The following is a 12,938-nucleotide window of genomic DNA, read 5'->3' as shown; positions in this document are numbered from 1 at the left end:
AAGGGCCCACGACAATATGCCCCAAACGAAAACGGACCGCTGATCGGGTCAGCGGTCCGTTTCATACTAGGTCAGACTTATCGCGTCAGCCGTTAAATCGCGGCTTTCAGCGCATCAACCAGATCGGTCTTTTCCCAGCTAAACCCGCCGTCGGCCTCGGGCGCGCGGCCGAAGTGGCCGTAAGCCGCCGTGCGCTCGTAGATCGGCTTGTTCAGTTGCAGATGCTCGCGGATGCCGCGTGGGGTCAGATCGATGATCTTGCCAATCGCGCGTTCAATCGCGGAGTCTGCGACATCAGCGTCGCCGCCAAAGGTATCACAATAGATCGACAGCGGTTTGGACACCCCAATCGCATAGCTTAGCTGGATGGTGCATTTTTCAGCCAGACCGGCAGCCACGACGTTCTTGGCCAGATAGCGCGCGACGTAAGCTGCAGACCGGTCAACCTTTGTCGGGTCTTTGCCAGAAAATGCGCCGCCGCCATGGGGAGCTGCGCCGCCATAGGTGTCGACGATAATCTTACGGCCAGTCAAACCAGCGTCGCCATCAGGGCCACCAATGACGAACTTGCCGGTCGGGTTCACCCACCATTCCGTGTCAGCCGTGATCCACCCTTCGGGCAGGACTTCGGTAATATAAGGTTCAACAATATCGCGGATATCGGCGCTTGTTTGCGTCTCATCCGCGTGCTGTGTCGACAGAACAATCGACGACACACCAACCGGTTTGCCATTTTCATAGCGCACCGACAGCTGGCTTTTCGCGTCAGGGCGCAACGTTGGCTCGGTGCCATCTTTGCGCACTTCGGCAAGACGGCGCAGGATCGCGTGGGAATAATGGATCGGGGCTGGCATCAATTCGGGCGTTTCGGTGGTTGCGAAACCGAACATGATGCCTTGATCGCCAGCGCCTTCTTCCTTGTCGCTGGACGCATCAACGCCCTGCGCAATGTGGGCGGATTGTTCGTGCAACAAGTTGGTGATTTCACATGTGGCGTGGTGAAACTTGTCCTGCTCATAGCCGATGTCTTTGATACAGGCGCGCGCAATATCTTCGATCTTGCCCATATATTCGTGAAGCTTATCTTTGTTCGACAGGCCTACCTCGCCGCCGATAACGACCCGGTTGGTGGTGGCAAATGTTTCTGCCGCAACGCGCGCTTCGGGTTCTTCCGTCAGGAATGCATCCAAAACGGCATCCGAAATACGGTCGCACACCTTATCAGGATGGCCTTCGGAAACGGATTCCGAAGTAAATGTATAGTTTTTCCGGGACATGTAGTGCTCCAATAGATTTCATAGCCACGTCAGGAAGCCGTTGTGGCCGGTGCATCGGACTTAACTTTGCCCGTAGTGAGGGTCAAATAGTTACTTTCGATCCCGTAACAAGAGCGCGCAGCCCAAGCCAATCAGCAACACCACCAAAAACGGCCATTCTCCAAACCGGCTATAAGGCGTCGGTACGAGCGGTTGCGGCAAAGCGGCGTCCAAAAAGCCCGCCGTATTCAGGGCAAGGCTGCCGGTGAGCCGCCCCTTGGGATCGATCATCGCGGACACACCGGTATTGGCGACACGCGCCATTGGCAGGCCTTGCTCAATAGCGCGCATTCTGGCCTGTGCCAGATGTTGCAACGGCCCCTGCCCTTTTCCAAACCATGCGTCATTGGTCAGTTGCATCAGGAATGCGGGGCGCTCTGGTGCGCCGTTCACATCGCGCGCGAACACGGCCTCGTAGCAGATCAACGGCAATGCCATGCCAAGCCCGCCCAAATCGATCAGTGCCGGACCAACACCCGAAGAATAGCCGTTTCCAAGCTGTGCGGCAAAACTGCGGATGCCGAATTTGGCCATGACATTTCCAAAGGGGATATATTCGCCAAACGGCACCAAATGGTGCTTGTCATAGGTCTGGATGACCTCGCCCGATGGCCCCAGCAAAACGGCTGAGTTATAATATTGCATCCCGTCGCGACGCTGGACCCCAAGAAAAACCGGGGTGCCGCCCGCGTGAAAGCTGATCTGACTGAGCGCCCCATCGGCCATGTCCAAGGGCCAAGGGATCGCGGTTTCAGCCCACAGGATCAGGTCAGGCGCGGCATAGGGTTCCACAGGTGGAGCGCTGGTATAGGCCAATTGCCGTTCGTAAAACTCCGTAATCATAACGGGGTCCCACTTGTCCTTTTGCGCCGCGTTGGGCTGGACCAACCGGACCGTATGTTCGGTGACGGCAGATGGCGCAGTGCTGAACGGAACCGTTAATGCCATCAGAACCACGAGGCGGAGACCCAACAGTGCAAAGCGGTTTGTGAAAACTGGCCGTACCGGACGCACAAACACAGCCGCAGCCGCGACAAAGACCAGCGTCATGCCATAGGGGCCAATAAGGGCGAGCCCCTGACCCGGCCAGACGTCGACCAAGCTTTGGCTGAACATGCCCCAAGGAAAGCCGGTAAACAGATAACCCCGCAGTATTTCGGCAGCGGACAGGAAAAAAATCAGCGGCCAGACGCGGTCAGACGCCCAGCGCGACAGAGCAAAGGCCACCGCCCAAAACAGTGCCAGCCCGCCACACATGCCGATCAGCGCGAAAGGGGCCATCCACGCGTATCGTTCAGGATCGACCATAAAAGGCGATACCAGCCAGACCCAGCCGTGTAGGAAATAGCCAAAGGCAAAACCCCAGCCAATCGCAGCGGCTTGCCTTGGGCGCGCGCAACGTTGGAACAGGGTGATTGCGACCACCAACCCCACCGACAGTAAAAGCGGTTGGTCATAGGGTGCTTGGCCAAATGCGGCCACAGCCCCTGCCCCGACAGCTGCCGCGAAACGCAGCCAAGCAGCCGCTTGGGGTGACATTACGCTGATCCGGAGACACGCACCCGAAGGCGCTTGATACGGCGCGGATCGGCGTCGATCACTTCGAATTCGGGCCCGTCAGGATGCACAACGATTTCGCCGCGTGTGGGAACCCGCCCCGACAACATAAAGACAAGCCCACCCAATGTGTCGATTTCCTCTTCGTCGACGTCATCATGGTCGGTCAGGGAATGGCCGATCTCGGCCTCGAAATCTGTCAACGGGGTCTTGGCTAGGGCGATGTAGCAACCGGGTTTTTCAAGGGTCCAGTTTTTACCTTCGTCCACGTCGTGTTCGTCTTCAATCTCGCCGATGACCTGTTCGATCAGATCCTCAATGGTGACAAGCCCGTCGACGCCGCCATATTCATCGATCACCAGCGCCATGTGACGCCGTTCCGCCTGCATCTTGGTCAGCAACACGCCAATCGTCATTGAGGGCGGCACAAACACAAGCGGACGCAGCATCGAGCGTAAATCGAAATCATCCGTCTTGGCATTAAAGCCATAGGTCAAGGCAAGGTCTTTGAGGTGCGCCATGCCGACCGGCGTATCAAGCGTGCCATCATAGACCGGCAAACGGGTCAGACCGCTGTCTTTGAACACCGCCACAAGTTCGTCCATCGTCGATGTAATGGGCACCGCCGTGATATCCGCCTTGGGGATGGCCACGTCATCCACCCGCATGCGGCGCAGATTCATCATACCGCGCGCCGACAACCGATCCGCCTGCGGAGAAACGGTATCGTCCTCTTCGGGGGCCTCGGGCGCGCTGAGCGCGCCAATAACGCGGGAAAAGAAACCACCTGACTTTGGTGCGTCTTCTTCAACGGTTTCTATGCTGTCAAATTCGTCCTCGAACCGCGCGCTCTGCGCCGCCTCAGATGATCCGTCTGTATCGCCCATCGGGTCCTGTCTTTATTTGTTAAGGCAAGCTAGGCGCTTGCATGATCCCTATATGGGTCATCAATGCCCAATTTGCCAAGTATTTCGACTTCGATCCGTTCCATGAGCGTTGCATCCGCGTCACGCTCGTGATCGTAGCCCAAAAGGTGAAGCAGGCCATGAACGGTTAAATGCGAGACGTGATCGGCCATTGTTTTCCCTGCCGTTTCAGCCTCGGCCGCGCATGTGTCGTAGGAAATCGCGATATCGCCCAGCTCCAAAGCGCCATCAAAGTCGGGTTCCACCGGCAGCGGATTGTCGCCGTCATGCTCCGCGCCGCGCTCATCGGCGGGCCAGCTCAGAACATTTGTGGGCTGAGGCTTGCCGCGAAAATCGGCGTTTAGCTCCGCAATGCGGGCATCGTCACAAGCCAGAATGGAAACCTCGGCCAGTTCCGGATCAATGGTCAGATGCGTCAGGGCAGCGGTAATTGCACGGTCGGCAAGGGTTTCGAGGCCTAAGTCGTGCCAACGGGGATCTTCCACCGCGATGTCGAGCGCGTTCATAAAGGGCGGACCGGGGGCCAGCCCCCGGACCCCCGGAGTTTATTTGGCAAAATGAAAGCAAAGGCGGGCATCAGCTGTGACCGGTATCTGCTTCGTAGGCTTCGATAATCGCAGCAACCAGCGGGTGGCGCACCACGTCTTTGGAAGTGAAATAGTTGAAGCTGATTTTGGGAATCGTTTTCAGCAGGCGTTCGGCGTCTTGCAGGCCTGACGGGACGCCGCGCGGCAAATCGATTTGCGTGCGGTCCCCGGTGATCACCATCCGCGACCCTTCGCCCAGACGGGTCAGGAACATCTTCATTTGCATCGACGTGGCGTTCTGCGCCTCGTCCAGCACCACAAAGGCGTTCGACAGGGTTCTGCCGCGCATAAAGGCGAGCGGCGCGATTTCGATTTTCTTATCCTCAAGCAGTTTGGCAAGCTGTTTGCCCGGCAGGAAGTCATTGAGCGCATCATACAGCGGCTGCATGTAGGGATCGACCTTGTCCTTCATATCGCCCGGCAGATACCCCAGCTTTTCACCCGCTTCGACGGCGGGGCGCGACAGGATGATTTTATCGACATGTCCCCCGATGAACATCGACACGCCCACAGCAACGGCGAGATAGGTTTTGCCCGTCCCCGCAGGGCCGATGCCAAAGGCAAGTTCGTTATCGAACAGGGATTGGACATAGTCCTTTTGTGCCGCCGTGCGCGGCTCAACCCGTTTCTTGCGGGTCTGGATTTCGATACCGTCCAATATCGGCATTTCGATCTGGTCACCCGCCCGCACACCTGTGCCAGCGGCGGAATCGCCCATCCGCAACATGCTTTCCACATCGGCGGGTTCGACGGTGCGCCCCCCTTCCAAACGTGCATAAAGCGCGTTTAAGACGGTTTCGGCGCGCGCGGTCGCATCATCATCACCGATGAGCGACAGCTGGTTTCCCCGTCGCACAATCTGCACGCCGAGTGTCTTTTCGATCGCGGCCAGATGCGCATCATATGCGCCGCACAGATCAATCAGCAAACGGTTGTCTTGGAATTCCAACAAACGCGCGCTGTTCATAGACGGGGGGGAGATATCGGTGGACGTCAATGCCAATTCCTATTTTGAAGTGTCTGTTTATCTATATGGGGCTTATGGGCAGGTTGAATACCCCGGTTAGAGACAAAAAAGGCCGGAGCGTAAACGCCCCGGCCCAAATTGATGTATCTATGACAAGAAATCAGTTCGGATCCCCGATTTTCGAGCCGCTTTTAAAGTCGCCCGCGGTATATGTGGGCTGCGCCACGCCGGAGCAAACGGGTTTGCCGTATTTATCCAATCGCTGGCTCAGGTACCCTTCGACGCCGTCATCGATGATCCAGTGGTCACAGCCGTTTGGATCCACCCAGATGCCCGCCTGAAGTTGGCTGAGATGCTTGCGATCAAAGCCGCCATCGTAGGTTTTATCGGCCGATTTACCAAAAACATCGCTAACATCAGCGCAGGCTGTCAGGCCAAAGGCGCAGGCTGTTGCCAATATAATTTTCGTTCTAAACACTTTCATATCCCCTTAGCGAATGCAGATAATCTCGACACGGCGGTTCTTTGCCATGCCTGCCGCTGTACCATTTGATGCAGCGGGCATGCGTTCACCATACCCCCTCACATCTGCGATCCGCGCACCGGTTTGCGCCGCGACGGATGCAACAGCATTGGCACGGTTCTGTGACAAACGCATGTTATACGCGTCAGAGGCGCGGCTGTCTGTGTGGCCGGTGATGATATAGGAAATCGCACCGGTGGACTGAAAGAATTCAGCCAAGCGTTGCTTGCCCGGCGCGCTGATGCGGTAGCTGTCGGTCGCAAAGAACTGATCGGTATTCATCACACCGCACATATTGCCCCGACGACATACAGGAATGCCCTGCCGGCTGACGTGGGGTGTCATGTACCCTTCGGCACCGTCATCCATCACCCAGTGCTCACAGCCATCGGGGTCGACCCAGATTGTCGGTATGTATTGTCCTTTGTCACGGCCCGCTTGTGATCGTGTTTGTGCATCAGCGGCAGACGCTTGCAGTACGAAAGCCACGGCAACAAATGCCCCCGCGACCAGCCGAAGTGCTTTGGAAATTGTGTGTAACACAGCCCTCGTTCCCTATTTTATTCTTTAACTTATGCTTTCGCGAAAGATACCATCGCTGCGCAACGCGGCATGGCCCCTCGCTATATGTGGTGAGGATAGGAGGTAAAACTAAGCCTGTGAAGGCTGAAAACCGAAACATGCGCCATATTTCGGCCATGTTTGGGCAATTTCAGACGTAATGCGCTACAATACAGCCCTATCCGCAGGGTTTACTGCAAAACTGCGGACAATGGCGTGATCTACAGCTGAACCGCGGTGAGAGAGTTGGTTTTCGCATCGACGATTCTTACGCGGGCCACTTCGCCGACCTTAGCAGTGGCATCATCAATATGGACCGAATGCAGATATTCCGACTTACCGACCATCTGCCCTGCTTCACGCCCGGATTTTTCGACCAGAACCGACAGATCGCGCCCGACCATTGCATTCTGGATGCTGCGCTGCTGTTCGGTGATCAGCCCTTGCAACCGTTGCAAGCGTTCATCGGCCACGGCGGCATCGACCAGTTCACGTTCTGCAGCGGGGGTGCCGGGGCGGGTCGAATATTTAAACGAATACGCATAGCCGTATTTGACTTCGCGGACCAAATCCATCGTCGCCTCGAAATCGGCATCTGTTTCTTCGGGGAAGCCCACGATGAAATCACCCGACATCACGATGTCTGGCCGCGCCTCGCGGATGCGTTCGATCAGGCGCAGATAGCTATCGGCGGTGTGGCTGCGGTTCATCCGTTTCAAAATGCGGTCAGACCCGGATTGCACAGGCAGGTGCAAATACGGCATCAGCTTGTCGACCTCGCCATGGGCGGCGATTAGCGCGTCATCCATGTCGTTGGGGTGGCTGGTGGTATAGCGGATCCGCTCCAACCCTTCGACCTTGGCCAGCTCGCGGATCAGGCGGGCCAGCGTGTAATCCGCGCCCTCGGACCCCGCCCCGTGATAGGCGTTGACGTTCTGGCCCAGCAGGGTGATCTCGCGCACGCCGTTTTCGACCAACTCGCGCGCCTCGGTTAAAATACGCGTCGCAGGGCGGGAAACTTCGGCACCACGGGTATAGGGAACAACGCAAAAGGCGCAGAATTTATCGCAGCCTTCTTGCACGGTCAAAAATGCAGACGGCGCGCGGGCCGCTTTGCCACGGCCTTTCATCTTTTCGAATTTGTCTTCTTCGGGGAAGTCCGTGTCGAGCGCGGTTTGGCCACTGCGCACGCGGGCCTCCATCGCGGGCAAACGGTGATACGACTGCGGCCCGACCACCAGATCAACGGCGGGCTGACGGCGCATGATCTCGGCCCCTTCGGCCTGCGCGACACAGCCAGTCACACCGATTTTCAGATCGGGGTTCAACGCCTTGAGCGGCTTCAGACGCCCCAGCTCGGAATACACCTTTTCGGCGGCTTTTTCACGGATGTGGCAGGTGTTCAGCAAGATCATATCGGCGTCATCCGCCGTCTTGGTCTCGACATAGCTGTCGCCCAAGGCCTCGGCCATGCGTTCACTGTCATAGACGTTCATCTGGCACCCATAGGTTTTGATGAACAGCTTTTTTGGCGCGGTCATGGCAAGGTCCGTTGTTACGATATGCAAAATCGCGGTCTAGCAGCGCCAGCGTTCTCTTGCAATGCGTGCCGATTTGGCTGATTTAGAAAGGATCGCATAAACGAATAGGTCCCCATGCACTATCGCAGCCTTGATCATTTTCTGACCGATGGCAAAGACGCGCTGGCCCAAGGGCCGATTGCGATGGTTCTGGTCGAAGATGACGTCGAAATCGACACTGCCCTGCGCCACCATCATCAATTGGGCTTTGCCACGATCATCGCCTTCATGCCCGCGGAATTCGGTCTGGCCCGCGATGTGAAGGAACTGGTGATCCGGGTGGATTATTCCATGGCCCAGGACCACGCGATGGAGACGGTGATCAACCGGATGATCGAGGCCGCCAACGGCGAATGGCTGTATTACTGCTACAACGCCGAATACCTGTTCTATCCGTTTTGCGAGACCCGCAATGTCATCGAAATGCTGGCCTTTCACAGCGAAGAGCGCCGCGATGCGATGCTGTCCTATGTGATCGACCTATATGCCGATGATCTGACGGCCCAACCCGACGCCGTGTCGCTGGATTTCGCCCATCTGGACCGCTCGGGCTATTACGCGCAGGCCCGCCCCGATGGCACGCCGTCAAACCATCCAAAAGAACGCCAGCTGGATTTCTTTGGCGGCTTGCGCTGGCGCTTTGAAGAGCACGTGCCCCCTGCCCGCCGCAAGATCGACCGCATTTCGCTATTCCGCGCCAAGCCCGGCCTGCGCATCCGCGCCGATCACACGTTTAATGACGAGGAATATAATACCTATTCCTGCCCGTGGCACCACAATATCACCGCTGCCGTCTGTTCGTTCCGCACCGCCAAAGCCCTGAAAAAGAACCCCGGCAGCACGTTCGACATCGAAACCTTCAAATGGCACAACTCCGCCGCCTTTGAATGGCATTCACGCCAATTGCTGGATCTGGGGCTGATAGAGCCGGGGCAGTGGTTTTAAGTGGGTGTGTGAAGGTGAGAGTGGCGAAGGTCTGCTTCGAGCCCAAATGTATCAGATGCTGTGATGCGCACAAATGTCTACTATTTATCATGTGAGCTGAACGACTTAAGCACCAGACTTGATCGTCAAAGCCGACAGTACTAGACAGCCATCTTCTGCAAGGAAACAAACAACTGAAAAGGTTCGTCATGATTTTGCTCCTTAAAGTTGACGGGAAACGACCGGAACAGGTTAGAGGGTTTTCAAAAGTTGAAACTGCTCTGAGGGAGCTAGACGCGTCTGGCCCACATTCGTTTGCCACTTTGACCCGGCAAGATGGATCTTACGTTCAAGTCGCTGGTGGCAAAGAGAAATGCCTCATCGAAAAGCGTGATATGCCTCACCAAGCGCACTGGCGTGCTTATTGGAGACCGGTCAGCGCAACGTCAGATAGTTTACAGGTTATCACATGCGGAGCTGGTCAGATAACGGCGCGTGCAGACGAGATTTTTTCGGTAGAGGATGTTGTGTCCATTTGGCGTTCGTTTTGCTACAATAAACCATTCGCCAGCGAAGTAATGTGGAGAAGTATGTCCGAAATTTTCCGGTGACTAAAATCCGCTGTGTGTATTAAACCTGACATTGCGGTGGAGTGTTCGAAAGGCAGGAAAGTCCGCGCAGCCCCCCACTCACCCCATCAACATCGGAAACCAATCTTCCCTCAGGCGTTGGCCCTGAACCATATCGTGCCCCGGAAAGGGCGGCGATGTGGGGCCGGGGCGTTTGGTATAGGTTGCGTCGTCGCCCAGCAGCCGCAGCGAAAAGGCGCGTCTGCGGGTGGTTGACTGGTTGCCGCGTGCACCGTGCAGGATGCCATAGTTGAACGCCACGGCGTCCCCCGGCTCCATCTGCCATTCGCGGATGTCCATCGCTTCGGCATCGGGATCAGGGACAGGCATATAGGGCGCGGGGTCAAAAAATGCGTCGCCCTTGACCCACCGCGTTGGCAGCACCGGTTTTTCCCACAGGTGTGATCCGGCAACGCAGCGCAGCGTGGCCTCGGTCACGGGATCAAGCGGCGACCAAAAGCTGACGTTCTGCCGCCCTTCGACAAAGTAATACGGCCCGTCCTGATGCCACGGGGTTGCCATGGATGTGCCGGGTTCCTTGACCAGCACATGATCGTGAAACAGCTGCACCGTTTTGCTTTGCATCAGATCGGCTGCCACCTGCGCCACGTCCGACCCGTGGATAACTTGGGCGAATTCGGGAATCCGTTCCCAATTGCAATAGTCGTCGAAAAAGCGTCCGGTTTCGCCCGGCTTGTCGTTGTTTGACGCATAGGGGCCGGGGTTTTCCATGTTCCGCGCGACACCTGCACGCAAGGCGCCCACGTGATCGGCAAACAGCCCCTTGATCAGCACCACGCCATCCCGCTGGTAGCTGTCGATATCGTCTTGAGAAACTAAAGGATGCATCTGCCCGCCCGCTGCTGTTTTGCATCAGCCTAAGCAGCGCCGCAGGAACCGTCCAGCGGTTTAGCTTTTGCGGCGCAACCGGATCACAACATCAACCGATGCGATTTCCGCGCCTTCGGGCGCGTCGGGCAATTGTGCGATCACCAACTGGTCGGACGGTGCGTCGGTCAGGCGGGCCTCGTCCTCCCAAAAGAAATGGGGGTGGTCGTGGGTGTTGGTGTCGAAATAGCTTTTTGATCCGTCAACGGTGACTTCTTGCAACAGACCCGCTTCGCAGAACGCGCGCAATGTGTTGTACACCGTGGCCAGCGATACCGCAGCGCCCTGCCCTTTGGCCGCGTCAAACAGGCTTTCTGCGGTGACATGGCGATGATGACCGTCGCCCACAAGCAACTGTGCCAACGTCATGCGTTGCCGTGTCGGACGCAGGCCCGCCGTGGCGAGCCATTTGGAACTGGTCTCTTGCATCGCTTTGTTCATTACATACTCATTGTCTGTTCAAGGATGTATATAATGCGCAAACCACCCTCTTTTCAAACAAAAACCCGAAATGGCCATGTCGCTACAACCCTTGCAGGCATAGCGGGCACAATGCTAGACCAAACGCGACTTTGATTATAGCCAGCAGGAGCCGCAGAATTATGGCCGATTACCCCACCAGTTTCGACAAAGAGGCATTGCTGAAATGCGCCCGCGGTGAACTTTTTGGCCCCGGAAACGCACAGCTTCCTGCCCCGCCGATGCTGATGATGGACCGGATCACGGATGTGTCCGCCGATGGCGGCGCGCATGGCAAGGGTCATATCACGGCTGAATTCGACATCACGCCGGACCTGTGGTTTTTCGATTGTCACTTTCCCGGCAACCCGATCATGCCCGGCTGTCTGGGCCTTGACGGCTTGTGGCAGCTGACCGGCTTTAACCTTGGCTGGCGCGGCTGGCAGGGGCGTGGCTACGCCTTGGGCGTGGGCGAGGTCAAACTGACCGGCATGGTGCGCCCCGAGCGCAAGATGCTGACCTACAAGATTGATTTCACCAAAGCGATCCAAACCCGCCGCCTGACCATGGGTGTGGCCGACGGCATTGTCGAGGCAGACGGCGAAGTGATCTATATGGTCAAAGACATGAAAGTCGCCCTGTCGGAAAGCTGATCCGAGAGATGACTTGATTTGTCGCCATGTTGGCGGCAAACGAAAGAACAACGCGGCCCCTTGCCCCACAATCTGCATGGGGGCCGCTAAACGAGGGCGATACGCCCAGTAGGACTAAGGGAGTGCGCCATGCGCCGCGTCGTCGTCACAGGGTTGGGGATTGTCTCATCCATCGGAAACAACGCTGAAGAGGTGCTTGCATCGCTCAAGGCAGGGACCAGCGGGATCGTTGCGAGCCCCGAAATGGCCGAACACGGGTTTCGCAGCCGTGTTGCAGGCACGCTTAAGATCAATGTCGCGGATCACATCGACAAACGCGCGTTGCGGTTCATGGGTGCCGGTGCTGCCTATGCCTATATCGCCATGGCCCAAGCCATCGCTGACGCGGGCCTGAGCGAGGACCAGATCAGCAACCCGCGTACCGGCCTTGTGGCGGGTTCCGGCGGGCCGTCGACATCGGCGCTGTTCACCGCGCATAACGTGGTGCGTGACACTGGTGCGACCAAACGGATCGGGCCGTTTGCTGTGCCTAAATGCATGTCCTCGACCGTCAGTGCCAACCTGAGCACGGCGTTCAAGATCAAAGGCATCAACTATTCCATCACCAGCGCCTGCTCTACCTCCCTGCACTGCATCGGCAACGCGGCCGAACAGATCATGATGGGCAAGCAGGACGTGATGTTCGCCGGCGGCGGCGAGGAGTTGGATTGGACATTGTCCTGCCTGTTCGACGCTATGGGCGCGATGAGCAGCAAATATAACGACGCCCCCGAAACCGCGAGCCGCGCCTTTGACGCCAACCGCGACGGGTTCGTTATCTCGGGCGGCGGCGGCATGCTGGTGCTTGAGGAATTGGAACACGCGCAGGCGCGCGGTGCCACGATCTATGCCGAAGTGACCGGATATGCGGCCACGTCCGACGGCCACGACATGGTGGCCCCGTCCGGCGAGGGCGGCGAACGCGCCATGCGTCTGGCGCTGCAATCCCTGCCCGAAGGCCGCAAGGTCGGCTACATCAACGCCCATGGCACCTCGACCCCCGTCGGCGACGTAGGCGAGATCGAAGCGGTACGCCGCGTCTTTGGCCAGGGCAGCACGCCGCCGGTGAGTTCGACCAAATCCATGACGGGCCACGCCCAAGGGGCCGCTGGCGCGCTTGAAGCCGTGTTCTGTCTGTTGATGCTCAAGCATGACTTTATCGCCAAATCCATCAACGTGGTCGAACTGGATCCCAAGCTGGACGCGTCTGAGATCGCGCTGGAGCGGGTTGATAATGCAGGTCTGGATTCTGTGATGACCAACTCATTCGGATTTGGCGGCACCAACGGGTCGATGATCCTTTCCAAGTTTAAAGAGTAAGGACAGCAG

Annotated in this window: 13 protein-coding genes and 1 riboswitch; of the genes, 3 read left to right on the top strand and 10 right to left on the bottom strand. The window is 57.4% G+C overall.

The features are described 5' to 3' along the window. Positions 1-92: 92 nt before the first annotated feature. The 8 genes from metK to miaB form a co-directional block, all read right to left on the bottom strand. Complete coding sequence (gene metK, locus AADJ11_RS08240; RefSeq protein WP_341234042.1) at positions 93-1,277, bottom strand: methionine adenosyltransferase; 1,185 nt, start codon at positions 1,275-1,277, stop codon at positions 93-95. Between the two features lie 4 nt (positions 1,278-1,281). Further along, a riboswitch (SAM-SAH riboswitch) is annotated at positions 1,282-1,329 on the bottom strand. Positions 1,330-1,367: 38 nt separating this feature from the next. Then, on the bottom strand, positions 1,368-2,855 hold the full coding sequence (lnt, locus tag AADJ11_RS08235; protein WP_341234041.1) for an apolipoprotein N-acyltransferase: 1,488 nt from the start codon (positions 2,853-2,855) through the stop codon (positions 1,368-1,370). Beyond that, a complete protein-coding gene (locus AADJ11_RS08230; protein WP_341234040.1) occupies positions 2,855-3,760 on the bottom strand; it encodes a hemolysin family protein in 906 nt (301 codons plus the stop codon). Before AADJ11_RS08230 ends, lnt begins: the two co-directional genes overlap by 1 nt. Before the next feature lie 29 nt (positions 3,761-3,789). Next, entirely contained in the window at positions 3,790-4,305 is a 516-nt protein-coding gene (ybeY, locus tag AADJ11_RS08225) for an rRNA maturation RNase YbeY (RefSeq protein WP_341234039.1), read from the bottom strand. A 70-nt stretch (positions 4,306-4,375) separates the two neighbouring features. Next, a complete protein-coding gene (locus tag AADJ11_RS08220) occupies positions 4,376-5,353 on the bottom strand; it encodes a PhoH family protein (protein ID WP_341234479.1) in 978 nt (325 codons plus the stop codon). A gap of 160 nt (positions 5,354-5,513) precedes the next feature. Continuing rightward, positions 5,514-5,837 (bottom strand): hypothetical protein, encoded by a 324-nt coding sequence (locus AADJ11_RS08215; protein ID WP_341234038.1) that lies wholly within the window; start codon positions 5,835-5,837, stop codon positions 5,514-5,516. A gap of 6 nt (positions 5,838-5,843) precedes the next feature. Further along, positions 5,844-6,419, bottom strand: a complete 576-nt coding sequence (locus tag AADJ11_RS08210; RefSeq protein ID WP_341234037.1) for an OmpA family protein — start codon at positions 6,417-6,419, stop codon at positions 5,844-5,846. A 239-nt stretch (positions 6,420-6,658) separates the two neighbouring features. Beyond that, complete coding sequence (gene miaB, locus AADJ11_RS08205) at positions 6,659-7,978, bottom strand: tRNA (N6-isopentenyl adenosine(37)-C2)-methylthiotransferase MiaB (RefSeq protein ID WP_341234036.1); 1,320 nt, start codon at positions 7,976-7,978, stop codon at positions 6,659-6,661. Between the two features lie 114 nt (positions 7,979-8,092). Between miaB and AADJ11_RS08200 the strand changes: the two genes are divergently transcribed. Then, positions 8,093-8,962: a hypothetical protein gene (locus AADJ11_RS08200; RefSeq protein WP_341234035.1), complete on the top strand. Its 870-nt coding sequence runs from the start codon at positions 8,093-8,095 to the stop codon at positions 8,960-8,962. A 668-nt stretch (positions 8,963-9,630) separates the two neighbouring features. On the opposite strand, the gene AADJ11_RS08195 is transcribed toward AADJ11_RS08200, so the two are convergent. Both AADJ11_RS08195 and irrA read right to left on the bottom strand, forming a co-directional pair. Further along, complete coding sequence (locus AADJ11_RS08195) at positions 9,631-10,419, bottom strand: phytanoyl-CoA dioxygenase family protein (RefSeq protein ID WP_341234034.1); 789 nt, start codon at positions 10,417-10,419, stop codon at positions 9,631-9,633. Between the two features lie 60 nt (positions 10,420-10,479). Further along, positions 10,480-10,899: an iron response transcriptional regulator IrrA gene (gene irrA, locus AADJ11_RS08190; RefSeq protein WP_093915628.1), complete on the bottom strand. Its 420-nt coding sequence runs from the start codon at positions 10,897-10,899 to the stop codon at positions 10,480-10,482. Positions 10,900-11,060: 161 nt separating this feature from the next. Between irrA and fabA the strand changes: the two genes are divergently transcribed. Next, a complete protein-coding gene (fabA, locus tag AADJ11_RS08185; protein WP_341234033.1) occupies positions 11,061-11,570 on the top strand; it encodes a bifunctional 3-hydroxydecanoyl-ACP dehydratase/trans-2-decenoyl-ACP isomerase in 510 nt (169 codons plus the stop codon). Between the two features lie 129 nt (positions 11,571-11,699). Continuing rightward, on the top strand, positions 11,700-12,929 hold the full coding sequence (gene fabB, locus AADJ11_RS08180) for a beta-ketoacyl-ACP synthase I (RefSeq protein ID WP_341234032.1): 1,230 nt from the start codon (positions 11,700-11,702) through the stop codon (positions 12,927-12,929). Positions 12,930-12,938 lie beyond the last annotated feature (9 nt).

This window comes from uncultured Sulfitobacter sp., from assembly GCF_964021855.1.
GTDB lineage: Bacteria > Pseudomonadota > Alphaproteobacteria > Rhodobacterales > Rhodobacteraceae > Sulfitobacter.
The sequence above is the reverse complement of the archived record's forward strand: the minus strand, read 5'-3'. Positions and strand labels throughout refer to the sequence as shown.

Excerpts from the sequence above, each read along its gene's own strand:
- metK (WP_341234042.1), bottom strand. The coding sequence starts at position 1,277 with ATGTCCCGGAAAAACTATACATTTACTTCGGAATCCGTTTCCGAAGGC.
- lnt (WP_341234041.1), bottom strand. The coding sequence starts at position 2,855 with ATGTCACCCCAAGCGGCTGCTTGGCTGCGTTTCGCGGCAGCTGTCGGG.
- AADJ11_RS08230 (WP_341234040.1), bottom strand. The coding sequence starts at position 3,760 with ATGGGCGATACAGACGGATCATCTGAGGCGGCGCAGAGCGCGCGGTTC.
- ybeY (WP_341234039.1), bottom strand. The coding sequence starts at position 4,305 with ATGAACGCGCTCGACATCGCGGTGGAAGATCCCCGTTGGCACGACTTA.
- AADJ11_RS08220 (WP_341234479.1), bottom strand. The coding sequence starts at position 5,353 with ATGAACAGCGCGCGTTTGTTGGAATTCCAAGACAACCGTTTGCTGATT.
- AADJ11_RS08215 (WP_341234038.1), bottom strand. The coding sequence starts at position 5,837 with ATGAAAGTGTTTAGAACGAAAATTATATTGGCAACAGCCTGCGCCTTT.
- miaB (WP_341234036.1), bottom strand. The coding sequence starts at position 7,978 with ATGACCGCGCCAAAAAAGCTGTTCATCAAAACCTATGGGTGCCAGATG.
- AADJ11_RS08200 (WP_341234035.1), top strand. The coding sequence starts at position 8,093 with ATGCACTATCGCAGCCTTGATCATTTTCTGACCGATGGCAAAGACGCG.
- AADJ11_RS08195 (WP_341234034.1), bottom strand. The coding sequence starts at position 10,419 with ATGCATCCTTTAGTTTCTCAAGACGATATCGACAGCTACCAGCGGGAT.
- irrA (WP_093915628.1), bottom strand. The coding sequence starts at position 10,899 with ATGAACAAAGCGATGCAAGAGACCAGTTCCAAATGGCTCGCCACGGCG.
- fabA (WP_341234033.1), top strand. The coding sequence starts at position 11,061 with ATGGCCGATTACCCCACCAGTTTCGACAAAGAGGCATTGCTGAAATGC.
- fabB (WP_341234032.1), top strand. The coding sequence starts at position 11,700 with ATGCGCCGCGTCGTCGTCACAGGGTTGGGGATTGTCTCATCCATCGGA.